We start from the raw sequence: 25,370 nt of genomic DNA, 5'->3' as shown, positions 1-25,370 counted from the left end.
TCCCTTTTTCCTGTTTTCGGCAAGTTCACTTTTCCCGGCTTCCCACCGCCTGTCCGGGAGAATTCCGACCGGTTTTCGACAGCCCGCCAAGGGGTGACGGCCGCGCGGCGGGGAGAAGGAAACTGGTAATTGCCGCCGATTTGTATATATATTCATTAAATTTATATATTTATTCCAAACGAGTGGGCTAGTATATGCGTTTTTCTCGACTTTATTCTCGTTTTCGAGCTGCAAACACGGTTTTTGGGTGGTTACAAACCTGTTACTTTTGTCTGGATGCACAAATTTTACGCAAAAGAATTCATTCTCAAATTCAAAAACCAGATTTGTAATTATTTTCCATATTTGATGGCAACCTGCATGAAACCCTGTGGCTCTTTTCCAGTTGCCGGATGGCTTTCACCGAAAACCACGCTTTCATCCCCGCTTTTGCCGCAATTCCCACCGCTCCGCTGAAAAAACGTCTTCCTGTCCATTGGAAAAGAATTTCAGCGGATATTTGTACTTTTCCAACAAAATTTGGATTTCTAAAGCCATTTGACAAGGCGGTTTGGTGTGCGTATAATACAGAGACGCGGAGACCCATCCACAAACGAACCAATCCGGATGCGTACCGGGAGCAAAGTCCGGCGCATTTTTGTACCGGCCTCATAGGCCGGGTATACTATGGAAGCCAGCGGCGCTGACAAGACGCGGAGACCCCATATGGAGGAACCCGCGCACCGGCTTCTCAGAGAAGAAAGGGAGTTCTACCGATGGAAACCGTATACCGCATGGCCACGGCACTGGTGCGCGCCTTGCGCAGCCGCCTGTTTGCCGCCGCCGCTCTCGCTGTGATGACCGCCGCCATGGTGGCTGTGGTCACAGTGAACACTCACGCCGTCACGGTAGTGGACGGCGATACCAGCAAGGTGGTCCTCACCCTCAACGAGGATCCCTACTATGTGCTGAAAACCGCCGGCGTGACATTGGGTAAGGACGACGTGGTGCAAACTGCGGAGAACGGCCAGCGCACTGCCTCCATTGAAATCACCCGCGCTTTCAACGTGCAGATCAACGCCGACGGCGTGAGCACCCTGGTCGCCATGACCGGAGGCACCGTGGCGGACGCGCTGGAAAAAGCCCAGATTACCGTGGGCGAGCACGACACCCTAAATGCGGATCCGGCCGCTCCGGCGACAGAGGGGATGAACCTCACGATCGAACGGGTGCAGTACCGGGAGCATACCAAAACCGAAGCCATCGCCTACACCACCTCCACCCGTTATACCAATGTCCTGCCCAAGGGGAAAACCCAGATTAAGCAGGCGGGGCAGAACGGGGTGAAAACCCTGACCTACCGGGATCGCATCGTGGACGGCCAGGTGGTGGAAACCGAGTTGGTGGGCGAAGCCGTGACCAAAAAAGCGGTGGAAAAAATCGTGCTCAAGGGCACGGTTGTAGGCACGCCCATGTCCAAAGCGCCGTTTGACATCGAGCTGGATTCCGCCGGGCAGCCGCTGAAATACAAATCCATGATTTCCGGCAAGGCCACGGCCTACACCTCCGATCGGGGGGACTCCGGCACGATCTGCTCCACCGGCATGAGGGCCCAGGTGGGCGTGGTGGCGGTCAATCCCAAGCGGATCCCCTACGGCAGCAAGCTGTATATCACCTCTCCCGATGGGTCGTATGTCTACGGGTATGCCATCGCAGGGGATACGGGCGGCGGCGTGCGCAAAAACGCGCTGGTGGCCGACCTGTTTATGGACACCTATGAGGAATGCATTCAGTTCGGCCGCCGAACCATGAATGTGTATATTCTGGAATAATTGCGCCCTTTTCCGCTCCCGCCATAGGCGGGAGCGGATTTTTGCGTCCGTCGAACCCCGCTTTTTCGCCGGGGATCGACGGGTTCCCGCTTCAGGGAATCCCCTTCTACAGAATCCGCGCCGTGTAGGATTGTCAAACATGTTGGACAAGGAATTCGATAGGAGAAAGCCAGGCGAGAGGTCTCATCGGTAAATCGTTGGAGCGGCGATTATGAGCAGCAAGTTGTTTTTCAAAATCAGCCAGGGAGAAGAAAGAGTGGAGAGAATAAAAGCGTTTCTGGTCTTCTCTGTGGCTGCGCTCTACCTTGCCATTATGTCTGGGAGTATAAGGGCGGATTAGTTTATGCTGGATGCCCAACTCAGCGGCAGTATTCTCAAAAAGGGTTTGGATATCCCGTTTGCTGTTGGAAAAGCGGTTGGTAAACTCAAAGCCGTTGTCGGTCTGGATGCATTCCACCTGAATACCCCGGCGGGAATACCACTTGACCAGCCTTTTGAGGAAGTCAGCGGAGGAATAGGTGGACTGCTCTGGGTAGGCGGCGAGGAATCGCAGGCGAGTGAACTCGTCAATGGCAGTATACTGGTACAGACGCAGTTCCGGATCGGTAATACAATGGCGGGGAACTACTTTCACATCCACCTGGATCCGCTGTCCGGGATAGGTCATCTGCTCATAGGGTTTGGGCTTGTATGGTTTCTTCTTCTTAGAAGCAGGGAACATCCCCAGCTTTCGCATGACCCGGAACAAACTCTCCGGACGGCGTGTATAACCCCGCTGGTGCAACCTATGCCACAGTTCCACCATACCTAGGGTAGGATTCCGGCGGCGCATATCCCGGATCAGTTTGAGTTCTGCTTCAGTATGCTGATTTGGATGGCTGTAGGGGCGTCTGGACTGACAGTCCAAAGAGCCAACGGTCCCATCCCAGCGTGCTTTCCAGAAGTAGATGTACGACCGGCTTTTGTTATACTTCCGGCTGGCACGGCTGACGCCGTATTTTTCCGCGTACTTCATCAGGGATTGCCGATATGCCATGTCCTGTGTTATACTTTTGCTCATGAAGGATATGGCTCCTTTCTCGGTAAGTTTTGTGTCGCAACTCAACTATAACCGATGTGGCCCTATCCTTCATCCTTTTTTATTCAACTGTCCAAGATGTATTGTACCTCTACAGAATCCCCTTCTACAGAATCCGCGCCGCCCATTGACCTTTGGCCCGCCATGCGGTACAATAATAGAATGGGTGAATGTGAACCCATTGGCCTTCAGTCAAGAATTTCGATACCATACGCGAGAGGACGGTCATTCGCTGTGAAAGTGTCTCCCTCTATTTTGACCTGTGATTTCGCCCATCTGGCCGAGGAGTTGGCCTTTGTGGAAAGCAGCGGGGCCGACATGCTGCATCTGGACGTGATGGACGGTGTCTTTGTGCCCAATCTCAGCTTCGGCCCGCCGGTCATCCGGCGTCTGCGCCCGCTGACCAGCCTGCCCTTCGACGTTCATCTGATGATGGCGTATCCGCAGCGGTTGCTGGACGCCTTTGCCGAGGCCGGAGCGGATCTTATTAACATCCATGCGGAATGTGCCTCCCCGCTTAAAGAGACCCTTTCGCAGATCCGGTCTTTAGGGAAGCGGGCGGCTTTGACCCTCAAGCCGGCCACCCCGGCCGAGGCGGCGTTCCCCTATCTGGAGCAGCTGGACATGGTACTGGTGATGACGGTGGAGCCCGGCTTTGGAGGACAAGCCTTTATGGCCGACATGCTGCCGAAAATCGCCGCCCTGCGGGCAGAAATTGAGCGCCGGGGCCTGTGCGTGGATATTCAGGTGGACGGCGGAATCAACGCCGCGACAGCGCAGCAGGCGGCAAAAGCCGGCGCAACCGTCGCCGTGGTGGGCAACGCCCTGTTCACGTCGTCGGATGCGCCGGCTCTGGTCAGACAGATGCAGGCCCTGTAGGCTTCTTTAATGATGGCGGTTGCCTTCCATCGCCTGCCACAGGCGGGGAAGAGCGTCGCCGATGGCCAGGGGCTGTCCATGCTCCGCCGCGAACGCGGCGGCGGCATCCCCTTCGCCGGCCGGCTGAGCGAACTCCTGCAGCAGGGCGCTGGCTTCCTTGGTCAGCGGCATGGCGGGATACAGCACCAGCCCATACGCGCCGCCGAGCTGATACAGCGAGCTGCCTGCCGTCAAGGTTCTTTCCGGGGCGTCTCCCCGCTGCGCCTGCAGCCGGTTCCAGTTCTCCGCCAGCCGGAAAAGCCCGTCGATATCGGGCACCCGGTATATGTAAGGGCCCACGGCCTTTTTCATCCGCACCCGCCGCCGGGCGTAAGCCGGGGTGAGCAGTAGCAAGCAGCCATCTTCCAGCGGAATGGCCTCCACGGTCAAATCGCCGTTATGATGAAACCCGGTTTCCTGCCGGGCAAGCAGCAGCAGCCGCTGAATCGCCCGCTGGGTTTCCGCGTTGCGGTAATCCAGCCGATCGAAGGTCAGCCCCATTTCCTCCAAATCCTCATTGGACAGCACAATTTTTAAGCATCCGCTCTCCAGCAGTTCCATTTTCAAGGCAAGCCCCCCTTATCGTTCGGGGGACTGCTGATCCCCCACCGTCCGCCGACGGATTTTCTCCGGATATCTTCATGATAATACACGCATTTCCCCTTTACAAGGCACAAAAATTGTCAGTCCCGCTTGCCTCCGGTTGATCGGCGGCGCCGGACGGCGGCGTTTTGTTCCGCGTGGTTTCATTAAGGCTTGTGCCTGGTCTTTTCCCAAGGGGGGACCGGCGACAAAGCTCGGAAAGGACAGAATTTAGCCTATGATTTTCTGGAATCGCGGCATCCGCATTCCTCACGATAAAGAGCCGGCCGCCTCCCGCGGCATTCTGCCGTTTTCCCCCGCCGGGCCGGTGCTCGTTCCCTTATGCTACGGCGACACGTCGGAGGCCCTGCCCGCGGCCGCAGCCGGCGCCCAGATCGGCCGTGGGGAGGTGCTGAGCGACCCCGGCGGCGATACTCCTTCCTTCGCCACGGTAACCGGAACCTTCGAGGATATCCGGACCATCAGTCACCCGGTGGTGGGCCAAGTTTCCTGCGCGGTGCTGCGTCCCCGGCCGGAAGAAAATCCTCCCCCACCCCAACCGGCGCTTCTGACTGCGCAGGAGGCCGAAGCCGCGGACGCCCTAGAGACCGACGCCATTCTGGGCGCGGCCCGGCGGGCGGGTATCATCGACGAGCTCGATGGGATTCCTCTCCACTTGAAATTAGCCGACTGGAAGGACAAGGCCTTCGATGTGCTCGTCGCTGACGGAACCGAGGCGGAGCCCTACGCGTCCTCCGCCTGGGCTGTTCTCACCGAATCGGCCGAGGATGTGTGGCGCGGTTTGGCCCTGGCCGCCCGCGCGGCCGGCATTCCCCGGTATCACGTGGCCGTCCTTCTGCCAACCAAGCGGCGGCGGCCCCTGGCCCAGAGGCTGGGGGAGGAGGCGGTCTATCAGGTGCGCTCCAAATACCCGGCGGATCGCCTGACGGGCGGCGCGGGGCGTTCCGCCGTCTGCCGCATCGGGGTACAGGCGGCGCTGGCCCTCTGCCGTGCCGCCGCCCTGGGAGAGCCGCAGACGTCCTGCGTTCTCACCGTGGCCGGTGACGCCGTGGCCAACCCGCAGAACGTCCGCGTCCCCTTTGGAACGCCGGCGGGGGAGGTGCTGCGCGCCTGCGGGTTGTCAAGCGATCCGCAGTACCTCATTTTCGGCGATGCCATGACCGGCGTGACGGCCGACAGCGTGGACACGCCCATTCTGCCCGGCACCACCTGTCTGCTGGCCCTGGTCAGCCGGACGGTTCTCGCCCCGCAGCCCTGCATGGGCTGCGGCCGGTGCGCCCGTGTCTGCCACGCCGACCTGCTGCCCTACGAAATCGTCCGGCGGCTGGAAAACATGCATTACGAACGGCTGGTGTCTCTTGAACCGGAAGCCTGCGACGGCTGCGGCGCCTGCTCTCATGTCTGCCCAGCCGGGCGGGACGTGACGGCCAAGGTGCTGGAGGCCCGGCAGACCCGCGGGACAATTTTCCTGAACTGGGGGGACGACGATGACGCTTAACAAAGGGTTCGCCCCTCACCTGCGGCGGACGGAACGGGCTTCGTACATGAGCCTGGACGTGCTCATCACCCTGATCCCCTTGTGTATTTTTTCTTCGGTATATTACGGGTTTCGACCGGTTTTGCTGGTGCTGACAGGTATGATAACGGCGATGGCCTGCGAACTGCTTTGCTGTGCGTTCCTGCGCCGCCGCCCCACCCTCCTGGACGGCACCGCCGCCGTGACCGGCGGGCTTATCGGGGCCATGATGTCCCCGCTGACCCCGTACTGGGTGCCGGCGCTGGGGGCCGCCTTCGCCATCGTGGTGGTCAAGATGCCCTTCGGCGGCACCGGCCGCAATGTCTTCAACCCCGCCGCCGCCGGCATGGCGGTGGTCACCCACTGCTTTTCCACCCGGCTGTTCCTCTATCCGGATCCCTCTCTAAACGCGCCTCTCGCCCTGAGCGGCGATTTGGGAAAGGCCCTGACCGAGATGTCCCCGGCGGCCCAGCTGGCCGGCGGCGGCTCCCCGACCTACAGCTGGGCGGAGCTGGCCATCGGCCGGTTCCCCGGCCCTATCGGCGCCACCTGCATCGCGGTGCTGGCCGCCTGCGCGCTGTATCTGTTCACTCGACGCACCGCCTCCCCTCTCATCACCCTGTCTTTTCTGGCTGTCTGCGCCTTGTCGGCCATCCTGTTTCCCCGGCTGAAGGACGCCGCCTGGCAGCAGAGCGTGATGATGGAGCTGTGCTCCGGCTATCTGCTGTTTGCGGGGATCTTCCTGCTCAACGATCCCGTCACCGCCCCCCGCCATTGGCTGGGCCGCCTGCTGTACGGCGCGTTTGCCGGGATACTGGTCATGGCCCTGCGGTATTTCGGGCGGTTTGAGGACGCGGCCTGTTTCGCCGTCCTGCTGGTCAATGCCTTTGCACCGATACTGGATCGCTGGTCCTGGCGGCTGGTACATACTCTGACGAAGGGCCTGCGGCCCGCGGAAGAAGGTGGCTGCTGATGGATAAAAAACGCTCCACCCATCAGTTCTGGAAGCTGACGGGGATTTTTATCGAAACCTTCATCGTTAACAACATCGTGCTGATCCAAGCGATCGGTATCTGCCCCATCATCGCCGTGGGCACCAACCTCAAATACGGCGTGGCTCTCACCCTGTGCACCGCCGCCGTGCTGCTGCCCACCAGCCTGTTCATGTCCCTGTATGGCGATAAGCTGCCCGCCGCCGCCCGGCCCCCGGTGTATACCCTGGGGGCGTCGGCCCTGCTGGTTGGGGTGGCCTTTCTGGTAGACCGCTTCATTTCCACCGAGCTGTACGCCTCGCTGTACCTGTTTCTGCCCCTGATGGCGGTCAACACCATCTTCACTTACCGGGCGGGCGGCTTTTCGGTGAGCAACCGGCCCGCTGCCGCCCTGGTGGACGCTTTGGGCTCGGTCTGCGGCTTCGGCCTGGTCATCTGCGCCGTTTCCGCCCTGCGGGAGCTGGCCATTTCCGGCACCCTATGGGACAAGCCCATGGGCTTCGATCTCCGGCTGCCGGAGGCCGCCCAGCCTTTCGCCGCCTTTATCCTGCTGGGCTTTATGGCCGCCTTCCTGCAGTGGATTAAAGCGGGGGTCAGCCACTTCTTCCAGAGGAAGGAGGAGGAAAGCCGATGACGGGCCTTCATCAATTTCTCGTTTTTCTGCTGGCCACCGCGTTTATCCAGAACCTGGTGCTGACCACCGGGTTCGGTTCCTCCATCATGCTGCGCATCGTCCGCCGGCCCGGGGACATCTGGCTGTTCGGCGGCTTTATGACCGCCTTTTCGGTGCTGACGGTACTCATCGCCTATCCGCTGGATAGCCTTATCGGCACCGGGCAGGCCGCCAAGCTGCTGCGACCCCTGATGATGGTGGCCATCGCCGCGGTGCTGTACGCCCTGGCCTCCTTCTGGCTGCACAGGGCCCTGCCCTCCGTCTACCGACGGGTGAGTCGTCTGCTGCCCCTGGCGGCCTTCAACAATCTGGTTATCGGCATTGCCCTAATCATCAACCACCAGTTCGCCCTGGGGCTGGCGGGGGCCATCGGCCTGTCGCTGGGGGCCTGCCTCGGTTTTGTATTGCTGACCTGGCTGACCGCCGAGGGGATGGAACGCATGGACAACCCCGATATGCCCCAGTCTTTCCGCGGCATGCCCGCCACCCTGGTTTATCTGGGCATTCTGGCCCTGGCCCTGCTGGGCTTTACCTCATCGTTTTCCTTCGTATAACATCAATTTGATAAAGAGGAGAGGTGCCCATGTCCCGTAAGCTGCATCGCGGACGCACCCGGGTCTTCCATAAAAGAAAATTCCCTGTCAAAGCCGTGGCTTGGCTCCTGGCGGCGGCGGTGATCATCCCCGGCAGCTTTTTCGGCGCGAAATATATGCTGGAGAACCGGCCCGCCTCTCAGCCGGATGTCAGCGTGCCTCCCGTGTCCCGGCCTGCCGACGCCTCCTCGCAGGACTCGTCGCAGCCGGCTGACCCGTCGGAGCCGAACACGCCCGCCGCAGGCGGCGCGCTGAAAGCCTTTTATCTGCCGACCGCCCAGCTGGCCGATAGCGCCAAGCTCTCCGCCGCCCTTTCCGCCGCCAAAGCCGCCGGATTGAACGCCGTGGTCTTCGATCTCAAGGACAGCGAAGGAAACCTGCTCTACGCTTCGGCCACCGAACTGGCCCAACAGGCCCAGTCCGCCGGCAGCGGCGCCTTAACTCTGGACGCCCTGAAGGCGGCTTTCGATCAAATCGGCGCGCAGGGGATGGCCCCCGTTCCGCGGCTGTACGCCTTCCAGGATCACGTGGCGCCCCGGCAGCTGTCGGCCGCTAAGATCACCCTGCCCAACCAACCCACCTGGACGTGGTACGACGGCGATCCGAAAAATGGCGGCAGGCCGTGGCTGAACCCCTATTCACCGGTGGCCCATCGGTATATAACCGACATGATAAAAGAGTTGAAAGCCCTTGGCGCCTCCACCGTCCTGCTGGATGGCGTCCAGTTCCCCAAACGGACCAGCGGAGCCAGCTTCGGCAACACGGAATACGCCTCGCAGTCCAAGGCGGAGGTGCTGGCCACCTTCATCGCCAGCGCCAACACAGCCATGGACGGGGGCCGGGTGATATTGTCCGCTCCCGGTCTGGCCGCGTTGGGCACCGACACCACGGTGTATGGGGGAAACCCCGTCACCTTTGGCGCGGGCGGCGTGGCCCCGGTTCTCATGCCCGCCACCCTGGGATCGTCCCTGACCGCCGGGGACGCGCAGGTGGAAGCCCCCGCGTCCCACCCTTATGAGGCAGTGAAAGCCGCCCTGGCCCAGATCCAGCTACGCCTGCAGGTGATCGATCAAGCCAAGCGGCCGGCCCTCACCCCTTGGCTGCAGGGATACGACTGTTCCGCGGACGCGATAAAGGAACAAATCCGCGCCGTGACCGAGGTACTGGGTAAAGACGCGTCCTATCTGCTGTACAATCCCGGCGGCGTCTACGATTTCGCCGCCCTTTCCTGACGCCTATGTAACCGGAGCAAGGAGCTTTTTCCATGATCATCGACTTCCATACGCATGCTTTCCCGGACAAGCTGGCCCCCGGGGCTCTCGCCCACTTGACGGAGAACGCCCGGGCCTACGCCCACCTGTACGGAGAAGCCCATCCCCATACCGACGCCACCCTGGACGGCCTGACCGCTTCCGCGCGGCGCGCCGGCATCGATTTCAGCCTGGTTCTGCCCATCGCCACCTCGCCCAAGCCCTCCCGCACCATCAACGATTTCGCCGCCCAGGCGGATAAGCATCCGGGGCTTCGCTCCTTCGGCAGCGTGCATCCCGGCAATCCCGACTGGGAGGAGGAGCTGGAACGGGCGGCGGCGCTCGGCCTGCGGGGCATCAAGCTGCATCCCGAATACCAGGGCTTTTTTGTAGACGACCCCGCTTGCGCGGCCGTGGTGCGCAAGGCGTCTGCGCTCGGCCTGTGGGTGGTTTTCCACGCGGGGGCTGACATTGGCATGCCGCCCCCTATCCATTGTACGCCGGAGAGGGTCATTCGGCTACGCCAGGACGCGCCCGACGCGAAAATCCTCCTGGCCCACCTGGGCGGGTACCGCGTATGGGAAGAGGTGCTCGCCGCCATGCCGGCCATGGGCGCGGCCATCGATACCAGCTTCTGCATCGCTGGCCATCCGGAACGGTGGGAGCTGTTTGCTGCCATCATCCGCGCCGCCGGCGTATCCCGCGTGTTTTTCGGCACCGATTCCCCCTGGGAGGATCAAGCCGCCTCCCTGGACGCCACCCGCCGGTTTCTGACCGCTTCGGGCTTCAGCCGGGAGGAGACGGCCGCCATTCTGGGCGGCAACGCTGCGCGGGAGCTGGGAATCGCCTGATTTTTTACGATAGAAAGGTTCTGTGTTCTGCTCATGCCAATCGCCGCATTTTTCGACTGGGACGGCACCCTGTCCGCCGACGGGCAAACTGTGGCCAGTGACACCGTCGACGCCATCCACGCCCTGCAGCAGGGGGGGAACGCCGCCATTCTTTGTACCGGCCGGGCCACCGGACTAATCCCCGACACGGCCAAGGCCATCGGCTTCGACGGTCTGGTGGCCGCCGCCGGGGCCTTTGTACGGCTGGGGGAGAAACAGCTGTTCCGCCGGTATCTGCCCCCGGAGCAAATTCCCGCCCTGATCGCCCATTTTTTGGCCGACGGGCAGACCTGTGTGCTCGAAGGGGAAACGCAGATGTACGTTCTCAATGACACGGCCGGCCGGTTCCCCGCAAGCTGGACGCCCCTCGCTTCCCCCGAAGAATTCGCCAGCCGATTTCCCGGCCATATTGTCAGTAAGTTGACTCTCCACGGCCCAATGAGCGCCGCCACCGACGCGCTGCTCTCCGCCAGCTACACCATTATCCGCCACCCCACCTACGCCGAAATCCTCCCCAAGGGCTGCGGCAAGGCCGCCGGCATGGGGATGATGCTCAAGGCGCTGGGGCTCGGGCCGGCGGACAGTTGGGCCTTCGGGGATAGCTATAACGACGTGGATATGCTGGCCGCCGCCGGGGTGGGGGTGGCCATGGGCAACGCCCCGGACGGAGTGAAAGCCCACGCCGATCGAATAACCGCCTCCGCCGACCGCGGCGGCGTGGCCATCGCCCTGCGGGAGCTGCTGGGGGGCTGACCGTCATGATTATCGGCGCCGCTTTGCCGGCGCGGAAAGCCAGGATACCGCTATGAAACTCACCATCAACACCAAACGAACTCTCAGCTGGGTTCTTTTCGGCCTCTGGGCGGCCTTTCTGGGCGTCTGCTCGCTGCTGCGGGCCGCCCCGGCCGCCGAGGCCTTGGAATGGGCCGTCCGTCTGTTCCAAGCCCTGTACGGGGCCGTGGCGGGCAATTATACCGCCGAAGCCGGAGAGCTTGTCCGCCAGTACCTTCCCTGGCTGCTCCAGGTGCTGGGTTACATGCTGCTGGCCCTGCTGGCGTGGAACGGTCTGCGGCTCCATCTGGGCCGGAACTCCTCTCTGGCGCTGGCCCTGGCGGTCACCTGCCTGGTCTCTGTCCTGAATGAACTCAGCCAGATGTTTGTCCCCGGCCGGATCCCCCGCCTCACCGACTGGTCTCTGGATATGGCGGGGGCGTTCGTGCTGCTGGCCGGCATCTGGGTGTTCCAGTTCCTGTGGTTCCGTTTTCCCCATCTGGTCAATCGGGAAACCGTCAGCTATGTGGTGTTCGGTGTTCTGACCACGGTGGTGAATATCGTCGCCTTTCAGGTCTGCTTCAATACCTTCCCCATGACGCCCGTGCTGCGCAACACGGTGAGCAATACCATTGCCTGGATTCTCGCCGTCGTTTTCGCCTATGTGGTCAACAAGCTGTTCGTGTTCCAGAGCAAAACCACCGGCTTCAAAGAGCTGCTGTGGGAGGCTGGCAAATTTGTGGGCGCCCGCTTGCTCTCCTATGTCGTGGATATGGCGGGCATGCTTTTGCTGGTCAACCTGCTGCATGTCAACAGCGGCCTGTCTAAAATCGGCATGAACGTCATCGTCATGATCATGAATTATTTCTTCAGCAAATGGTTCATTTTCAAGGAAACGGATGCCGCCCTCGTCGATAGAGAAGAAAAAACGCCATAAAACAAGGACCGCATCGGTTTGCATCGATGCGGTCCTTGTTTTATGGCGGAATTTCCCCGCGAAATTCTTTAGAAGCTTTATATTTGCCCGCCGCCCGCGTATACTAACGCCAGAAGGGCGGGAAACGTATGGAACGTATTATTGAGATTCAAGACATGTATAAAATTTACAACCCTGGGGACAACGAGGTCCGCGCACTGGACGGGGTGTCCCTCTCGGTGGATAAGGGGGATTTTCTCGCCATTGTGGGGCATTCGGGCTCCGGGAAATCCACCTTGATGAACATGCTGGGCTGCCTGGACGCCCCCACCTCCGGCCTGTACCGGCTGGAGGGACAGGACGTATCCATCCTGCCCGATCGGCGGCTGTCGGATATCCGCAACCGGTTTATCGGCTTCATCTTTCAGGGCTTCCACCTCATCCCCGGGCTGAGCGCCCTGGAGAATGTGGAACTTCCCCTGATGTACCAGGGCATGGGCCGGGACAAACGCCGCCGTCTGGCCGCCGAAAGCCTCGAACGCGTCGGCCTGGGAGAGCGGCTGCGCCACCGCCCGGCGGAAATGTCCGGCGGCCAGCAGCAGCGGGTGGCCATCGCCCGAGCCATTGCCGCCCGGCCGCCCCTTATCCTGGCCGACGAGCCCACCGGCAACCTGGATTCCCGCTCGGGGGAGGATATTATGGCCACCCTTCATGAGCTGAACCGGGAAGGGCATACTATCATCCTCATCACACACGACCGGCAAATCGCCGCCCAGGCCCAGCGCCTGGTACGCATCCGCGACGGCCGCATTGTCTCGTGATTCAGGTGCCCTGGGGCAGAAATCGGCGCAGAATCCCCGGGATTTTCTCAAACTCCTGGGTATAGGCCTCCCGGCTGCTCTCCCGGTTGAAAAAACCCCGTAAATCCTCTAGGGCCACCGTCAGGGCGGCTAGCTGCTCCTCGTCCAGATGCTCCACCACCGCCTCCACCATCCGTTCGTGGAATCGCTGGTGGGCGGCGGCGATGTTCCGCCCCTTTTCGGTCAGCCGTACCCGCACTACCCGTTTGTCGGAGGCGTCCCGCACCCGCTCCACCAGGCTTTTGGAGGCCAGCCGGTTGATGGCGATGGTCATGGTGCTGACCGTCACCTTGGTGGCGGTGGCCAGCTCGGAAACCGTGCGCGGATCCCCGGTGCCGATGGCGTCCAGGGTGTGCATCTCGGTAACGGTGACGGAACTCTGGGTGGCGGCACGCAGGGACTGCTCCTCCACCTTGAGAATTTCATTGAAGGTATCCACCAGCAGGGTGTTCAGGGTATCCAGTTGCTTATCCATGTCGGTGCCTCCCTTTTTGATTTTGCCGTGCAGCGGCAAGTCGCGCCGCCTTAAGGTGAGGGGGAGCGAACCCACCCCGCCTCAGCCGGCTGAGGTCAAAGAATTTTTGGGACCGAACGAGGGTTCACAGCAAGGCGGCCGAGCGCGCCATGCTGTCGCATGGCAAGTGGGGCCAACGCCGCTGTGGGCGCTCGCTCTCCCAAAAATCGGAGGTTGTTCGCTCCCCCTCACCTTATACGTTGGGGATATCCGCCGTGGCCGCGTACAGCCGGGCGTATAGGCCCTCCGCCGCCATCAGCTCTTCATGGGTGCCGGTTTCCCGCACCCCCACGCTGTCGATGTAGGCGATTTCGTCCGCATGCCGGACGGTGGACAGCCGGTGGGCGATAATCAGCGTGGTGCGCCCCTTGGCCAGCTTATCGAACGCGGCCTGGATATGGGCTTCGGTCACGGTATCCAGCGCCGATGTCGCCTCGTCCAGAATCAAAACCGGCGGATTCTTTAAAAAGATCCGGGCGATGCTTACCCGCTGCTTCTGCCCACCGGACAGCATGATCCCCCGCTCCCCCACATAGGTCTGATAACCGTCGGGCATGGCCAGGATATCCTCGTGGATTTCCGCCTGCCGGGCCGCCTCCATCACCTCTTCGTCGGTGGCGTCCAGCCGGCCGTAGCGGATATTGTCCAAAATGGTGCCGGCGAACAGCATGACATCCTGCTGCACAATGCCCACGCTGTCCCGCAGGGACTGGAGAGTCACGCCGCGGATGTCCCGCCCGTCGATGGTGATCCGCCCCGCCGTCGGCTCATAGAACCGGGGAATAAGATGGCACAACGTGCTTTTTCCGCCGCCGGAGGGGCCCACCAGCGCCACGGTCTGCCCCGCCCGGATGGACAGGTTCACCCCCGCCAGCACGTTGACCCCCTCGTCGTAAGAAAAGGTGACGTCCTCGAACCGGATATCCCCCCGCACGTCCTTCAGCGGCGCGGCGCCGGGCGCGTCGGAAATATCCGGTTCCACAGCCAGCAGATCCTGGAACCGGCCGAAGCCCGCCATCCCCACCGTGTATTGCTCCACAAAGCTGGACAGCCGCCGGATGGGCTGCAGAAAGGTGCCTACATACAGCGTAAAGGTCAGCAGATCGATATAGTCCAGCTGGCTGCTCATGATGAGCGCGCCGCCGAAAGCGATGACCGCCACATTCATGATACTGGTCAGGAAATCCATCCCCGACTGGAAAATCCCCATCTGCCGGTAAAAGCCCTTTTTGGCGTTCCGGTACCGGGCGTTGCCCTTTTCGAATTTTTCATATTCGTAGGTTTCGTTGTTGAACGCCTTGGCCACCCGCACACCGGAAATGCTGGACTCGATGTCCGCGTTGATCCCCGCCGTCTGCTCCTTGACCTGCCGGGACGCGGCCGACATTTTCCGTCGCCGCCAGGCGGTGAACCACACGATCAGCGGCACCAGCGCGAACACCACCAGCGCCAGCTTCCACTGGATGGTCAGCAGGATGATGAACGCCCCCACCAGCGTCACCAGGGAGATGAACAGATCCTCCGGCCCGTGGTGGGCCAGCTCCACCACCTCGAACAGGTCGTTGACCACCCGGGACATCAGCTGCCCCGTGCGGTTTTTATCGTAGAACCGGAAGGGCAGCTTCTGCAGATGGCGGAACAGGTCGCGGCGCATGTCCGCTTCCATGTACGCCCCCAGCACGTGCCCCCAGTAGTTCACAAAATACTGAAACCCCGCCCGGATCAGATAGGCGGCCACCAGGGCGCCGATGACGGCGAAAAACACGGCGTAGGCGTTTTTCGGCAGCAGTTCCTGCATCGTCCAGCGGGAAACCATGGGGAAGAGAAGATCCACCGCGGCAATCATCAGGGCGCAGAACATATCCAGAGCGAACAGCTTCCAATAGGGCCGGTAATACCGGGCAAACTTCTTGATCATGGGAGTATCGATGCCTTTCTGCTTGGTGATAGGTATAGTATACGACATTCCGCCTGATAGTTCAACCGGATAAACGCAAACATTTTCGCTCCTCATCTCCTTGTTTTCGGAACGTTCTTGTCCCATTTGCAAAAACACCTGCCGGCTGGGCGGTCGGCCCATCCGGCAGGTGTTGATAGGTGGTTTACAGCGCCACTTCGCGGCCGGTACGGGCCGATTCGTAGATGGCGGTCAGGATTTTAATCATGTTCAGCCCCTGTTCCGGCACAAAGCAGGGATCCGCGCCGTCCAGCAGCACGTCGGCAAAATGCCGCAGGTTCATCTCATGCCCGTTGGCGGAGCCGGAGCAGTGGGGGATCAGGTCGGCCAGCTCGCCGCCCTCCTCGGTGAAAATTTTCACCTCGCCGCCGTCCCAGGTAAACCCGGCCTTGGTACCCCGCAGCTCCACGAAGTTCCGTTCCCGTTCCACGTTGGAGGCCCAGCTGAACTCAATCTGCAGGCAGGCGCCATTGTCGAACTTGATGAAGCCCATGGCCAAGTCTTCCACGTCGAACACTCCATCGGCCTTGGCGTCGCCAAACTTGCTGTTGTCCGAATCGGCTCCCGCGTCGTCGTTCGCGAACTTGCAGTAGGTGCTGCCCGACACCGCCACCGGCCGGGGATTGCCCATCAGCCAGATGGACAGGTCGATCATATGCACGCCCAAATCGATCAGAGGACCGCCGCCCGACTGGGCCTTGGTGGTGAACCAGCCGCCCTTGCCCGGAATCCCACGGCGGCGCTGCCAGCCGCAGCGGCCGGCGTAAATCTCGCCCGCCTTGCCGTCCGCTATGTACTTTTTCAGGTACTGGGACGCGGTATGAAAGCGGTTGTTGCGCATGACCATCAGAGTCTTGCCCGTCTCCTTGGCCGCCTGCCCCATTTTCAGCGCTTCCTCCACGCTGACCGCGTCCGGCTTCTCGCAGAAAACATGCAGCCCCGCGTGCAGCGCGTCCACCGCGATAATGGAATGCAGGTAATTGGGCGTGCAGATATCCACCGCGTCCAGCCCCTCGGCCTTCAGCAGCTCCTTATAGTCGGTGAAAACCGCGGGCTTGCCGCCCAGCATCTCCGACGCCTCCTTGGCCCGCTCCTCGATGATGTCGCAGACCGCGATAATCTCCACGTTGTCCATATTCTTGTAGGCGGGGATATGGGCCCATTTGGCGATGCCGCCGTTGCCGATGATGCCAATGCGCAGCTTTTTCATAGTCGTATCTCTCCTTTTCAATCGGAACCCATCGTATGTTTGTAGTATACCGGAAATTCTCCCGCCTTTCTGCAACTATTTCCCGGAATTGGATAAACTTTTTTTGGACATCCTGACATGGAACCCCTGGAGAAAAACCGAAACGGGGACGCCGCATGCCGCAGCGTCCCCGTTCGTCAAGACATCGGCCGCCCCATATCTTCCACCAGCTGCTGCATCTCCTCAAAGGAGGCGACGTCCCGCTGGACGATCCGCCTCTGCACGTTTTCCGGCAGGCTGTGGAAATATTCGTAGCAGCTCAGATTCTGATCCAGCAAATCGCTCAGCCCCAGCTGATAACTACCTTCCAACATGGCGCACCTCAGGATTTGAGCATCAGCGTGCGCACATAGTCGCGCAGCTCGTCTTCCGAATGAAACGAACGCTCCATGGCCCTCTGGTTAACCTGTTCCTGAACCTCTTCAGGAAGCAGATAGAAGGCGTCCTCGTGGTACTGTCCCCGGTTCAGATAGGCATCGGTATCGATGGGCACTGTGGCGTAAAAGCTGTTCTCATACATGGTCGGTCCCGCCTTTCTGCGGCATGGCCTATGCTTCGCCTTCGGCCTGCGCCGTCCGCCAAGCCTGTGTCATGCCGCTACCTCTAGTCTGAGAAAAGAAGGCCGCCGCATACGTGGAAATGGATGCCGTCCAATTTTTATCCAGTTTTGCTTATACGTTTTGTATTGCGTATCTTTCCACACTTTCAACCAAATATTCCACAATCCATCGGATTGTCAAAACTCAAACACAATATCTTGTGGTTTACCCGCTGTAATTTTTGCAGAAGCCTGCCGAATCCCGGCGAATCTCCGCGGCACTCCCTGACAAAGATGGGGCCGTTATGGTATACTTATACCATTAAGGAGGGATTCTCTTGGTAAAACACGTGCTGTTCGTCAAGCTGAAGGACAATTCCCCGGAGAGCTGCCGGGAGCTCAAGGACCTGTTCCTGTCCATGAAAGGACAGGTGGAGGCTATCCGGGATATCCAGGTGGGTGTGGACTATCTTCACAGTGATCGCTCTTACGACGTGGTGCTGGAGCTGCTGGTGGATTCTCCCGAGGCGCTGGAGGCCTATCAGCGCGATCCCTATCACACCGGCGTTGTCAAGCCGTTCGTGGCCGAACGCCGCAGCGCCAGCGCCGCGGTGGATTATATTCTAGACAAAGGCGAATAAAAAAGAGCCGCCCAGAGCGGCTCTTTTTTATTCGCTGAAAACGGTCTATAACAGCGCCATCCTTGTAACCGCGCACCTTTTGATGGTGGTTCCAGAATCTCCCCTTATTTTCGGTAATCCGCCCGGATAAAGGGCGGGACGATCCGCTCCTCCGTCAGCGCCCGGTACTTGGCCGGATGCCGATAGGCGTTGCCGTGAATCTCCTGCTCGCGGTAGGCCCGGATGGTATCCATGGGAAAAGCCGCCGGGTAAATCCCCTCCAGCTCACCGGCCTCCACCACGAGGGTATCCCGCGCCTCCACCACGCCAGGTCGGATCTCCCCATACGCCACACCGTCGAAGGCCGACGAATGCCCGTTGCAGTCAGGCTGGCCATAGGCATAGTTACACGTGGCGATTCCCACCATGTTTTCGAACGCCCGGGCCCGCAGCTGGGACAGACGGTTCCCCTCCATCGGGCAGGCGTTGGGCACCAGAAGGATTTCCGCCCCCTGCAGCATCAGAATCCGGGCGCTCTCGGGGAACTCCCTGTCGTAGCAGATCATGGCCCCGACCTTGACCGGGCCTGCGGCGGTATCCAGCTCCGCCACCGGGAATTCGTCCCCCGGCGTCAGGTGCCGCTCCACATCAAAATCGCAGGTGTGCACCTTGGCATAGATCAGCACCGGCTTGCCGAACCGATCGAACAGCGTCACCGTGTTGCGGGGCAGCGGATCGTACCGCTCGAGATAGGTGATCGCCACCGCCATGTTCAGCTCCTTTGCCGCCTCCTGGAACGCGCGGACAAAGCCGCTGTCCCTGCCGATCGCACTCTGCCGCAGTGCCTGCTCGTCCTCCGTCATCGCGTACCCGGTGTTCCACATCTCGGGGAACAGCGCGAGGTCCGCTCCCATAGCTTTGGCACGCCGGCACCAGTCCAGCCCTTTGCGCCGGTTTTCCTCCTGAGAGGATCCCGCCGTCATCTGCAGCAGCGCCACGCGGAAAATTTGCACAAAACCCCTTCTTTCTTCCTGTCGCCGTGTCTATTCCACCGCCGTCCCCTGCTCGTAAACCAGCAACGCCGACGGCAGGTCGTCAAAGCACAGAACACGTGTCACGCGGAACCCGTTTGCCTTCAGCGCCCGACGGGAAGCACGTTGAAAATGGCCGGCGGCCTGTGCCGCAGCCTTGCCGATTCCATCAGGCCCCATGCCCTCTTCGCCGGCTGTTCGGCGCATTTTTTTGTCTGCCGGCCTTCCAGGCCCGCACCACGGCCGCCGCCCGGCCGATGGCCCACGCGACCAAACTGTACAGCACCAGGCTGGCCGCCGCCAGAATGAGGAACAGCGGCAGGGAATGAAGCGTCAGCGTGCCGATTTGCAGCAGATCGCGGAACAGATACGCCGCCACGCCGAACAGCGCCACCATGGTGCCGAACAGCGCCGCCCGCAGCTTGTTGAGGGGCATGCAGACCCGCAGCAGCAGATACAGCCAGATAAACGCCGTCAGATAGACATTCAGCGTGGCCAAATCCAGCGCGGCCAACCCCAGCAGCGGCCCGATTTGATCCACCAAAATGATGTTTAGCACAATGATGAACGCGCAGGGAAAGGCCTGCCGCAGAACGGTGGATAAAAACCGGCCCTTGATACGATCCCGGTTGGGCTCGAAGGTCAGGAAGAAGGAGGGGATTCCCTCCACCACCATGCTGATGAGGCTGAGCTGTATCGGAATGAAGGGATAGGGCATGGAAAAGGCCAGGGCCATGAAGGACAGCAGAAAGGAGAAAATGGTCTTGACCAGGAACAGTACCGCCGTGCGGGTGATGTTGTTGATGACCCGCCGCCCCTCCATGACAACACTGGGCAGGGAGGAGAAGTTGGAGTCCAGCAGCACCAGCTGGGAAATCTGCCGCGCCGCGTCGCTGCCCGAAGCCATGGCGATACTGCAATCGGCATCCTTGAGGGCCAGTACGTCGTTGACCCCGTCCCCGGTCATGGCCACCGTGTGCCCCTCATCCTGCAGGGCGTGAACCAGCTGCCGTTTCTGCTGGGGCGAAACCCGTCCAAATATGGTATACCGCTCCGCCGCCTGCCGCAGGGCCTCCTCGTCGGCCAGAGTGGAGGCGTCGATGTACGAATCGGAATGGGGCAGCCCCGCCTGCCGGGCGATGCTGGACACCGTCACCGGGTTGTCCCCCGAAATGATTTTCAGCTGTACATCCTCCCTGGTGAAAAAGGCCAGGGTCTCCCGGGCGTCGGGCCGGATGGGATCTTCCAGCACCAGAGCGGCCACCGGCCGCACCGTGCCGGGCAGCACACCCTCCACCCGCTCCTCGCTGTGGGCCACCAGCACCACCCGGCAGCCTGCGGCCTCCCGCTCGGCCACCGCCGGCGGCAGCAGCCCGCTGCGTCCCCGCAGCAGGATTTCCGGCGCGCCCACCAGCACGGTGCCCTGCCCCTCGAAGGTGACAGAGCTCCATTTGCGGGCGGAGGAAAAGGGGGTGCGGCAGACGGCCCGCCACCGCCCCCGGGCGGGAAACCGCTCCCCCAGGGCCAGGAAAGTGGCGTTGTTGTCGTCCAGCGCGCCGATGAAGCTGCCCACCGCCTCTTCCAGGTCAAAGGGCGGCTGGGCGGTCAGGGGCAGGATGTCGGAAACGGTCATTTTCCCCTGGGTGATGGTGCCCGTCTTATCCAGGCAGAGCATGTCCACCCGCGACAGGTTTTCAATGCAGAACAGCTCCTGCACCAGGGTCTTTTTCCGGGCCAGCTTGATGACCCCCACCGCCAGGGACACGCTCGTCAGCAGCACCAGCCCCTTAGGCATCATGCCGATCAAGGCGGCGGCGGTGGACACCACCGCTCCCTCCAGGGAATGATCCAGCACGAACCGGGCGTGCAGAAACAGCAGCGCGCCCAACGGCAGAATAAAGAAGCTGGTGAACTTCACGATTTTATTCAGGGCGTTCATCAGGTCGGAATGCACTTTTTTATATTTCTTGGCATCCAGGGCGATTTTAGTGGCGTAATTTTCGCTGCCGATATGTTCCACCCGGGCGCGGCAGGTGCCGCTGACCACAAAGCTGCCCGACAGCAGCATGTCCCCCCGGCTTTTTCGAATGGGCTCCGCCTCCCCGGTGAGCAGGGCCTCGTTGACCTCCACCTCGCCCGCCGCCACGATGGCGTCAGCGCAAATCTGCCCGCCCATGCGCAGCACCAGGATGTCGTCCAGCACCAGCTCCTCCACCGGCACCGCCTGCTCCCGTCCATCCCGCAGCGCCACCGCCTTGGGCATGGAAATGAGGGACAGCTTCTCCACCATCCGCTTAGAGCGGATCTCCTGCACGATGCCGACCCCGCTGTTGACAAAAATAATGATCAAAAACAGCAGGTTTTCATAAGCGCCCACCAGCGCGATGCAGGCGGCCAATGCGAAGTTGAACAGGTTGAACAGGGTCAGGGTATTGTCCCGTACAATCTGCCCCACGGTCTTGGTGTTGTGGCTGGGCTGTATGTTACTAAGCCCCCGCGCTTCCTGCTCCCTGACCTGCTGGGCGGTCAGCCCCACGTCCGGATCGGGGCGCAGGCGCGTGGGATTTTGTTCTGTCATGCTCGAACCGGCCTTTCCTATCATACTGTTATAGATTATAGCACAGCCCTGGACAAATATCCCTTAAGAGCGGCTTAATTTTTCCTGTGGGAATGCGAAAGGCCCGCCTTGACAGCGCCCCTGCCCCGCCGTATACTGGCCTTATCGAACCTGCGGAAAGAGGCGATTGGATGACCGTGCTGTTCGCTATTGATTCCTTTAAAGGCAGCTGCACCTCCGCTGAGGCCTGCGCCTGGGCCGCCGAGGGCTTCCGCCGGGGCTGGCCCGGCGCCGAAACCCGCTGCCTGCCGGTGGCCGACGGGGGAGAGGGCACGGTGGCCGCCTTCCTGGCTGCCTGCGGCGGGAGGACAGTGGAGGCGGCGGTTTCCGATCCATTTGGCCGGCCGATACAGGCCAAGGCCGCCGTTCTGTCCTCCGGGGCCGGCGTGCTGGAAACCGCCGCCGCTTCCGGTCTGCCGCTCTTAACCACGGAGGAGAGGGACCCCTGGCGCGCCTCCTCCTATGGATCCGGCCAGCTGCTGCGCCGTCTGTTGGACGAGGGGTGCGTCGATATCCTGGTGGGGCTGGGCGGCACCGCCACCAACGACGGGGGCATGGGTATGCTGGCCGCCCTGGGCGCCCGCTTTCTGGATGAGGAAGGGCGCGAGCTGGGCCCCGGCGGTGGGGAACTGCTCCGGCTGCACCGCCTGGATTTTTCCGGACTGGATCCGCGTCTGTCCGCCTGCCGGTTCCGGCTTCTCTGCGACGTGGACTCTCCTTTATGCGGCCCTGACGGCGCCTCCCTCACCTTCGGCCCTCAAAAAGGCGCCTCCCCCGAAACCGCCTCCCGTTTGGACAAGGCCCTGGAACATTTTGCCCGGGTGGTCCGAGAGCAGCTGGGTGTCGACATGCTGCCCTGGCGAGGCGGCGGAGCGGCCGGCGGCCTGGGTGCCGCCCTGCGGCTGGCGGGGAACGCGAGCATGACCCCCGGCATCGACGCCCTGCTGGACGCCGCCGGCTTCGAGGACAGGCTGGCGGGCTGCCGCTTGGTGATCACAGGGGAGGGCCGGATGGACGGCCAGACCGCCCGCGGCAAGGTCCCCGCCGGGATTGCCCGCCGGGCCAAGGCTGCGGCCAATCTGCCTGTCGCCGCCCTGACCGGCGGTCTGGGCCCCGGTGCCCACGCTCTGTATGCCTGCGGCATCGACGCCGTGTTTCCCATCCCCGACGCGCCCATGACCCTGCGGGAGTCCATGGCCGCCTCCCGCCGGTTACTCATCGGCGGGGCGGAGCAATTGGCCCGCCTCCTGCACGCCTCCGGTTTCACATAAAAAGGCCCTGTCCGGAAGAATTTTGCTTCTGGACAGGGCCCTTTTCATCTTTTTTGTCACCCTTTCCCTGCGCACCGCTATACTGATAAGGAACCGCAGCCTACAAGGATTGGAGGACAAACCCATGGAGAATCTACAAGCCATGATCGAGCGGTATAAGGCGGAAATGATGAAAGCCGCCTCCCGCAGCGCCCTTCCCCCGCAGGAATCCGTCCAACCGGCGCCGCCGGAGCCGGCCCCTGTCCCCACGCCCGCCCCGCCGCGGCCCGAACCGCCTCCCGCCTCTGCTCCGTCCCCCCAGCCCGCCGCGCCGGCCGTTCCTCCCCCGCCCCTGCCGCCGGACGAACCGGAAATCAATCCGCCCGAGGCGAATCCGCAGGACGATCCCCTGCAGCCCATCGCCCCCGAGGCGGACACCTATGAGAACTTCCTGCGGGAGAATACCAAGACCGGCATCCTGCGCGTCCAGGCCTACGCCGGCCGTCAGGCGGTGCCCGTCCCCGGCGCCCAGGTAACCGTCAGCCGTACCTTCTCCGACGGCACGAAAGAATTTGCCTCCGGCGTCACCGACGAAAACGGAATATTTGACAACATCGTGCTGCCCGCGCCGGATAAAGCGCTAGCTGAAGCGCCCACCGGCGAGGCCCCCTACGCCACCTATGATATCCGCGTCACCCATCCCGGTTATCGGACGGAGGTTTATCAGCAGGTGCCCATTTTCGACGGGATCAAATCCATTCAGCCGGTCCGCTTCCTGCCCGATCGATCGGTATCCTGAAAGGAGGGCGTTTCATGCAGCCGATATTAGACCTGCCGGTCATCCCCGAGTTTATTACCGTCCACCTGGGCCGGCCCGACCAGCCGGCGGAGAACATCCGCGTCTCTTTCGCGGACTACATCAAAAACGTGGCCTCCAGCGAAATTTATCCCACCTGGCCGGAATCCGCCATCCGTGCCAATATCCTGGCACAGATCAGCTACGCCCTCAACCGGATTTACACCGAATACTACCCCAGCCGCGGCTATGATTTCGATATCACCAGTTCCACCCAGTACGATCAGAAATTCATTCCCAACCGGGACATTTTCGAAAACATCTCCCAAATCGTGGACGATATTTTCAACGATTACGTCGTCCGGCAGGGGAGCGTGCAGCCCTATTTCACCCAATACTGCAGCGGCACCACCACCACCTGCGAGGGCCTGTCTCAGTGGGGCACCGTCGCCCTGGCCGAGGAGGGCCTGGTACCCTATGAAATCCTGCAGCGGTATTACGGCGACGATATCAACATCGTCTTCAACGCCCCGGTGGCGGGCATCGAACGCTCCTATCCCGGCGCGCCTCTTCGCCTGGGCAGCGCGGGGGAGGATGTGCGCATTATCCAGCGGCAGCTCAACCGCATCGCCGATAACTACCCGGCCATCCCCCGTCTGTCGGTCATCGACGGTTTTTTTGGTGTGGAAACCGAGGCTGCCGTGCGGGAATTTCAGCGGATTTTCAACCTGACGGTGGACGGCATCGTGGGCAAGGCCACCTGGTACAAAATCAAATCCATCTACAACGGCATCAAGGGCCTCAACGAGCTGTATTCCGAAGGGCTGTCCCCCGAAGAGGTGGAGCGGCTGTACTCCCGGCAGCTTGAAGAGGGAGACACCGGCATGGGCGTACGGGTCGTGCAGTACATTCTGGCCGTTATCGCCTACTTCGACAATCAAATCCCCGTTCCTATCATAGACGGTGTATTCGATCAGAACACCAAGGACGCGGTGCTGGCTTTCCAGCGCCAGTACGGTCTCCCGGCCACCGGCATCGTCGACCGGGACACCTGGAACCGGATGAACACTGCTTACGCCGACACTATCGCCAACATCCCGCCGGATGTGGTCCCCGATTCCGCATTCGTGTATCCCGGTCGCTTCCTGACCCTGGGCATGACCGGGGACGATGTGGAAGATCTGCAGCGCCTGCTCGCCCAGGCCGCCGCCCTTCACGATTTTATCCCCGCCGTGACCGTCACCGGCGATTTTGACGACGCCACCGAAAACGCCGTGCGGGCCGTGCAGCAGCAGGCCGGCCTGGAAGCCAACGGCGCGGTCGGCCCCCTGACCTGGGCCCGCATCGTGGAACTGGCACAGGATGCGTAACCCGCGATTTTTTCTTGTCCGCCCGCGAAGCCGCAGAGAATCGATAAAGGACGGCCCTGCCGTAGCCGGCGGGGCCGCCCTTTGCTTAAGGTGAGGGGGAGCGAACAACCTCCGATTTTTGGGAATGAGCGAGCGCCCACAGCGGCGTTGGCCTCACTTGCCATGCGACAGCATGGCGCGCTCGGCCGCCTTGCTGTGAACCCCCGCTCCATCCCAAAAATTCTTTGACCTCAGCCTGCGTATTTTGTCATTCGGCAAGGCAGAGGACGACGGTGGGCTGGCGCCCACCTAGGACGATAACGCGGCAGAATGGCTAAATACACCGGCTGAGGCGGGGTAGGTTCGCTCCCCCTCACCTTATGTCGTCCTGTCTACCTATGATCTTGTTGTAACCGCCGTTTTTATTCTCCAGCAACCCCGAACTTCCGGAACCGTATTCCATAAAATAAGAAGCTATGCGGATGCCTGCGGGGTGCATCGACACCAAACAGGGTTCAAATCCCAGACTGGCCGGTTATAAAAAGAACACGCACGGCTGAACGCCGTACGTGTCTTTT

26 protein-coding genes are annotated in these 25,370 nt (G+C 61.5%); 15 read left to right on the top strand and 11 right to left on the bottom strand.

What is annotated here, in order from left to right; all coding sequences use genetic code 11:
• Positions 1 to 313 precede the first annotated feature (313 nt).
• Entirely contained in the window at positions 314 to 586 is a 273-nt protein-coding gene (locus ACSAMM_RS13810) for a hypothetical protein (RefSeq protein WP_457791871.1), read from the bottom strand.
• 169 nt (positions 587 to 755) lie between these two features.
• Here ACSAMM_RS13810 and ACSAMM_RS13805 point away from each other — a divergent pair, with 169 nt between their 5' ends.
• Positions 756 to 1,811, top strand: a complete 1,056-nt coding sequence (locus ACSAMM_RS13805; protein WP_178724438.1) for a G5 domain-containing protein — start codon at positions 756 to 758, stop codon at positions 1,809 to 1,811.
• 133 nt (positions 1,812 to 1,944) lie between these two features.
• On the opposite strand, the gene ACSAMM_RS13800 is transcribed toward ACSAMM_RS13805, so the two are convergent.
• Positions 1,945 to 2,871, bottom strand: coding sequence for a DDE-type integrase/transposase/recombinase (locus ACSAMM_RS13800; protein WP_457790346.1), 927 nt, complete (start codon positions 2,869 to 2,871; stop codon positions 1,945 to 1,947).
• Positions 2,872 to 3,123: 252 nt separating this feature from the next.
• Between ACSAMM_RS13800 and rpe the strand changes: the two genes are divergently transcribed.
• On the top strand, positions 3,124 to 3,768 hold the full coding sequence (gene rpe, locus ACSAMM_RS13795; RefSeq protein WP_457791870.1) for a ribulose-phosphate 3-epimerase: 645 nt from the start codon (positions 3,124 to 3,126) through the stop codon (positions 3,766 to 3,768).
• 6 nt (positions 3,769 to 3,774) lie between these two features.
• Here the strand turns inward: rpe and ACSAMM_RS13790 are convergent, their stop codons facing one another.
• Positions 3,775 to 4,368: an adaptor protein MecA gene (locus ACSAMM_RS13790; RefSeq protein ID WP_457792197.1), complete on the bottom strand. Its 594-nt coding sequence runs from the start codon at positions 4,366 to 4,368 to the stop codon at positions 3,775 to 3,777.
• A gap of 259 nt (positions 4,369 to 4,627) precedes the next feature.
• Here ACSAMM_RS13790 and ACSAMM_RS13785 point away from each other — a divergent pair, with 259 nt between their 5' ends.
• From ACSAMM_RS13785 to ACSAMM_RS13745, 9 genes are all read left to right on the top strand, one after another.
• A complete protein-coding gene (locus ACSAMM_RS13785) occupies positions 4,628 to 5,908 on the top strand; it encodes a 4Fe-4S dicluster domain-containing protein (RefSeq protein ID WP_457791869.1) in 1,281 nt (426 codons plus the stop codon).
• Positions 5,898 to 6,899, top strand: coding sequence for an RnfABCDGE type electron transport complex subunit D (locus ACSAMM_RS13780; protein WP_178724446.1), 1,002 nt, complete (start codon positions 5,898 to 5,900; stop codon positions 6,897 to 6,899). The genes ACSAMM_RS13785 and ACSAMM_RS13780 overlap by 11 nt, the downstream gene beginning before the upstream one ends.
• Positions 6,899 to 7,552: an Rnf-Nqr domain containing protein gene (locus ACSAMM_RS13775; protein WP_457791868.1), complete on the top strand. Its 654-nt coding sequence runs from the start codon at positions 6,899 to 6,901 to the stop codon at positions 7,550 to 7,552. The genes ACSAMM_RS13780 and ACSAMM_RS13775 overlap by 1 nt, the downstream gene beginning before the upstream one ends.
• Complete coding sequence (locus tag ACSAMM_RS13770) at positions 7,549 to 8,145, top strand: Rnf-Nqr domain containing protein (protein ID WP_178724450.1); 597 nt, start codon at positions 7,549 to 7,551, stop codon at positions 8,143 to 8,145. Before ACSAMM_RS13775 ends, ACSAMM_RS13770 begins: the two co-directional genes overlap by 4 nt.
• Before the next feature lie 29 nt (positions 8,146 to 8,174).
• Positions 8,175 to 9,416, top strand: a complete 1,242-nt coding sequence (locus ACSAMM_RS13765; protein WP_178724452.1) for a putative glycoside hydrolase — start codon at positions 8,175 to 8,177, stop codon at positions 9,414 to 9,416.
• A gap of 32 nt (positions 9,417 to 9,448) precedes the next feature.
• Complete coding sequence (locus ACSAMM_RS13760; protein WP_457791867.1) at positions 9,449 to 10,285, top strand: amidohydrolase family protein; 837 nt, start codon at positions 9,449 to 9,451, stop codon at positions 10,283 to 10,285.
• A gap of 33 nt (positions 10,286 to 10,318) precedes the next feature.
• Positions 10,319 to 11,077 (top strand): HAD-IIB family hydrolase, encoded by a 759-nt coding sequence (locus tag ACSAMM_RS13755; RefSeq protein WP_457791866.1) that lies wholly within the window; start codon positions 10,319 to 10,321, stop codon positions 11,075 to 11,077.
• A 52-nt stretch (positions 11,078 to 11,129) separates the two neighbouring features.
• Complete coding sequence (locus ACSAMM_RS13750) at positions 11,130 to 12,032, top strand: VanZ family protein (RefSeq protein ID WP_457791865.1); 903 nt, start codon at positions 11,130 to 11,132, stop codon at positions 12,030 to 12,032.
• A 128-nt stretch (positions 12,033 to 12,160) separates the two neighbouring features.
• Positions 12,161 to 12,832: an ATP-binding cassette domain-containing protein gene (locus ACSAMM_RS13745; protein ID WP_178724459.1), complete on the top strand. Its 672-nt coding sequence runs from the start codon at positions 12,161 to 12,163 to the stop codon at positions 12,830 to 12,832.
• A gap of 1 nt (position 12,833) precedes the next feature.
• Here the strand turns inward: ACSAMM_RS13745 and ACSAMM_RS13740 are convergent, their stop codons facing one another.
• The 5 genes from ACSAMM_RS13740 to ACSAMM_RS13720 all read right to left on the bottom strand — a co-directional run bounded on the left by ACSAMM_RS13740 (position 12,834) and on the right by ACSAMM_RS13720 (position 17,111).
• Entirely contained in the window at positions 12,834 to 13,346 is a 513-nt protein-coding gene (locus ACSAMM_RS13740) for a MarR family transcriptional regulator (RefSeq protein ID WP_178724461.1), read from the bottom strand.
• Between the two features lie 232 nt (positions 13,347 to 13,578).
• Entirely contained in the window at positions 13,579 to 15,303 is a 1,725-nt protein-coding gene (locus ACSAMM_RS13735) for an ABC transporter ATP-binding protein (protein ID WP_457791862.1), read from the bottom strand.
• 184 nt (positions 15,304 to 15,487) lie between these two features.
• Positions 15,488 to 16,552: a Gfo/Idh/MocA family protein gene (locus ACSAMM_RS13730; protein ID WP_457791860.1), complete on the bottom strand. Its 1,065-nt coding sequence runs from the start codon at positions 16,550 to 16,552 to the stop codon at positions 15,488 to 15,490.
• A 176-nt stretch (positions 16,553 to 16,728) separates the two neighbouring features.
• Positions 16,729 to 16,905, bottom strand: a complete 177-nt coding sequence (locus ACSAMM_RS13725) for a hypothetical protein (protein ID WP_457791859.1) — start codon at positions 16,903 to 16,905, stop codon at positions 16,729 to 16,731.
• An 8-nt stretch (positions 16,906 to 16,913) separates the two neighbouring features.
• Positions 16,914 to 17,111, bottom strand: coding sequence for a hypothetical protein (locus ACSAMM_RS13720; protein WP_457791858.1), 198 nt, complete (start codon positions 17,109 to 17,111; stop codon positions 16,914 to 16,916).
• A gap of 356 nt (positions 17,112 to 17,467) precedes the next feature.
• Between ACSAMM_RS13720 and ACSAMM_RS13715 the strand changes: the two genes are divergently transcribed.
• Positions 17,468 to 17,770 carry a Dabb family protein gene (locus ACSAMM_RS13715; protein WP_457791856.1) on the top strand — a complete coding sequence of 101 codons (303 nt, stop codon included), beginning with the start codon at positions 17,468 to 17,470 and terminating at the stop codon, positions 17,768 to 17,770.
• Positions 17,771 to 17,874: 104 nt separating this feature from the next.
• On the opposite strand, the gene ACSAMM_RS13710 is transcribed toward ACSAMM_RS13715, so the two are convergent.
• The 3 genes from ACSAMM_RS13710 to ACSAMM_RS13700 are packed head-to-tail and all read right to left on the bottom strand — an operon-like array spanning position 17,875 to position 21,358.
• Entirely contained in the window at positions 17,875 to 18,762 is an 888-nt protein-coding gene (locus ACSAMM_RS13710; protein ID WP_457791855.1) for a carbon-nitrogen hydrolase family protein, read from the bottom strand.
• A gap of 30 nt (positions 18,763 to 18,792) precedes the next feature.
• Entirely contained in the window at positions 18,793 to 18,960 is a 168-nt protein-coding gene (locus tag ACSAMM_RS13705) for a hypothetical protein (RefSeq protein WP_457791854.1), read from the bottom strand.
• Positions 18,950 to 21,358 (bottom strand): cation-translocating P-type ATPase, encoded by a 2,409-nt coding sequence (locus ACSAMM_RS13700; protein WP_457791853.1) that lies wholly within the window; start codon positions 21,356 to 21,358, stop codon positions 18,950 to 18,952. Before ACSAMM_RS13700 ends, ACSAMM_RS13705 begins: the two co-directional genes overlap by 11 nt.
• A 170-nt stretch (positions 21,359 to 21,528) precedes the next feature.
• Here ACSAMM_RS13700 and ACSAMM_RS13695 point away from each other — a divergent pair, with 170 nt between their 5' ends.
• The 3 genes from ACSAMM_RS13695 (at position 21,529) to ACSAMM_RS13685 (ending at position 24,813) form a co-directional block, all read left to right on the top strand.
• A complete protein-coding gene (locus ACSAMM_RS13695; RefSeq protein ID WP_457791851.1) occupies positions 21,529 to 22,668 on the top strand; it encodes a glycerate kinase in 1,140 nt (379 codons plus the stop codon).
• 124 nt (positions 22,669 to 22,792) lie between these two features.
• Positions 22,793 to 23,446, top strand: a complete 654-nt coding sequence (locus ACSAMM_RS13690) for a carboxypeptidase-like regulatory domain-containing protein (protein ID WP_457791849.1) — start codon at positions 22,793 to 22,795, stop codon at positions 23,444 to 23,446.
• 14 nt (positions 23,447 to 23,460) lie between these two features.
• Positions 23,461 to 24,813, top strand: coding sequence for a peptidoglycan-binding protein (locus ACSAMM_RS13685; protein ID WP_457791848.1), 1,353 nt, complete (start codon positions 23,461 to 23,463; stop codon positions 24,811 to 24,813).
• The last annotated feature ends 557 nt before the right edge of the window (positions 24,814 to 25,370 follow it).

This window comes from Anaeromassilibacillus sp. SJQ-5, assembly GCF_054108045.1.
This window is presented reverse-complemented; position numbering and strand designations above follow the sequence as displayed.

Coding starts and splice junctions, on each gene's coding strand:
- ACSAMM_RS13810 (WP_457791871.1), bottom strand. CDS start 586: ATGGGTCTCCGCGTCTCTGTATTATACGCACACCAAACCGCCTTGTCA.
- ACSAMM_RS13805 (WP_178724438.1), top strand. CDS start 756: ATGGAAACCGTATACCGCATGGCCACGGCACTGGTGCGCGCCTTGCGC.
- ACSAMM_RS13800 (WP_457790346.1), bottom strand. CDS start 2,871: ATGAGCAAAAGTATAACACAGGACATGGCATATCGGCAATCCCTGATG.
- ACSAMM_RS13790 (WP_457792197.1), bottom strand. CDS start 4,368: ATGGAACTGCTGGAGAGCGGATGCTTAAAAATTGTGCTGTCCAATGAG.
- ACSAMM_RS13785 (WP_457791869.1), top strand. CDS start 4,628: ATGATTTTCTGGAATCGCGGCATCCGCATTCCTCACGATAAAGAGCCG.
- ACSAMM_RS13780 (WP_178724446.1), top strand. CDS start 5,898: ATGACGCTTAACAAAGGGTTCGCCCCTCACCTGCGGCGGACGGAACGG.
- ACSAMM_RS13775 (WP_457791868.1), top strand. CDS start 6,899: ATGGATAAAAAACGCTCCACCCATCAGTTCTGGAAGCTGACGGGGATT.
- ACSAMM_RS13770 (WP_178724450.1), top strand. CDS start 7,549: ATGACGGGCCTTCATCAATTTCTCGTTTTTCTGCTGGCCACCGCGTTT.
- ACSAMM_RS13765 (WP_178724452.1), top strand. CDS start 8,175: ATGTCCCGTAAGCTGCATCGCGGACGCACCCGGGTCTTCCATAAAAGA.
- ACSAMM_RS13760 (WP_457791867.1), top strand. CDS start 9,449: ATGATCATCGACTTCCATACGCATGCTTTCCCGGACAAGCTGGCCCCC.
- ACSAMM_RS13755 (WP_457791866.1), top strand. CDS start 10,319: ATGCCAATCGCCGCATTTTTCGACTGGGACGGCACCCTGTCCGCCGAC.
- ACSAMM_RS13750 (WP_457791865.1), top strand. CDS start 11,130: ATGAAACTCACCATCAACACCAAACGAACTCTCAGCTGGGTTCTTTTC.
- ACSAMM_RS13745 (WP_178724459.1), top strand. CDS start 12,161: ATGGAACGTATTATTGAGATTCAAGACATGTATAAAATTTACAACCCT.
- ACSAMM_RS13740 (WP_178724461.1), bottom strand. CDS start 13,346: ATGGATAAGCAACTGGATACCCTGAACACCCTGCTGGTGGATACCTTC.
- ACSAMM_RS13735 (WP_457791862.1), bottom strand. CDS start 15,303: ATGATCAAGAAGTTTGCCCGGTATTACCGGCCCTATTGGAAGCTGTTC.
- ACSAMM_RS13730 (WP_457791860.1), bottom strand. CDS start 16,552: ATGAAAAAGCTGCGCATTGGCATCATCGGCAACGGCGGCATCGCCAAA.
- ACSAMM_RS13725 (WP_457791859.1), bottom strand. CDS start 16,905: ATGTTGGAAGGTAGTTATCAGCTGGGGCTGAGCGATTTGCTGGATCAG.
- ACSAMM_RS13720 (WP_457791858.1), bottom strand. CDS start 17,111: ATGTATGAGAACAGCTTTTACGCCACAGTGCCCATCGATACCGATGCC.
- ACSAMM_RS13705 (WP_457791854.1), bottom strand. CDS start 18,960: ATGGGGCCTGATGGAATCGGCAAGGCTGCGGCACAGGCCGCCGGCCAT.
- ACSAMM_RS13700 (WP_457791853.1), bottom strand. CDS start 21,358: ATGACAGAACAAAATCCCACGCGCCTGCGCCCCGATCCGGACGTGGGG.
- ACSAMM_RS13695 (WP_457791851.1), top strand. CDS start 21,529: ATGACCGTGCTGTTCGCTATTGATTCCTTTAAAGGCAGCTGCACCTCC.
- ACSAMM_RS13690 (WP_457791849.1), top strand. CDS start 22,793: ATGGAGAATCTACAAGCCATGATCGAGCGGTATAAGGCGGAAATGATG.
- ACSAMM_RS13685 (WP_457791848.1), top strand. CDS start 23,461: ATGCAGCCGATATTAGACCTGCCGGTCATCCCCGAGTTTATTACCGTC.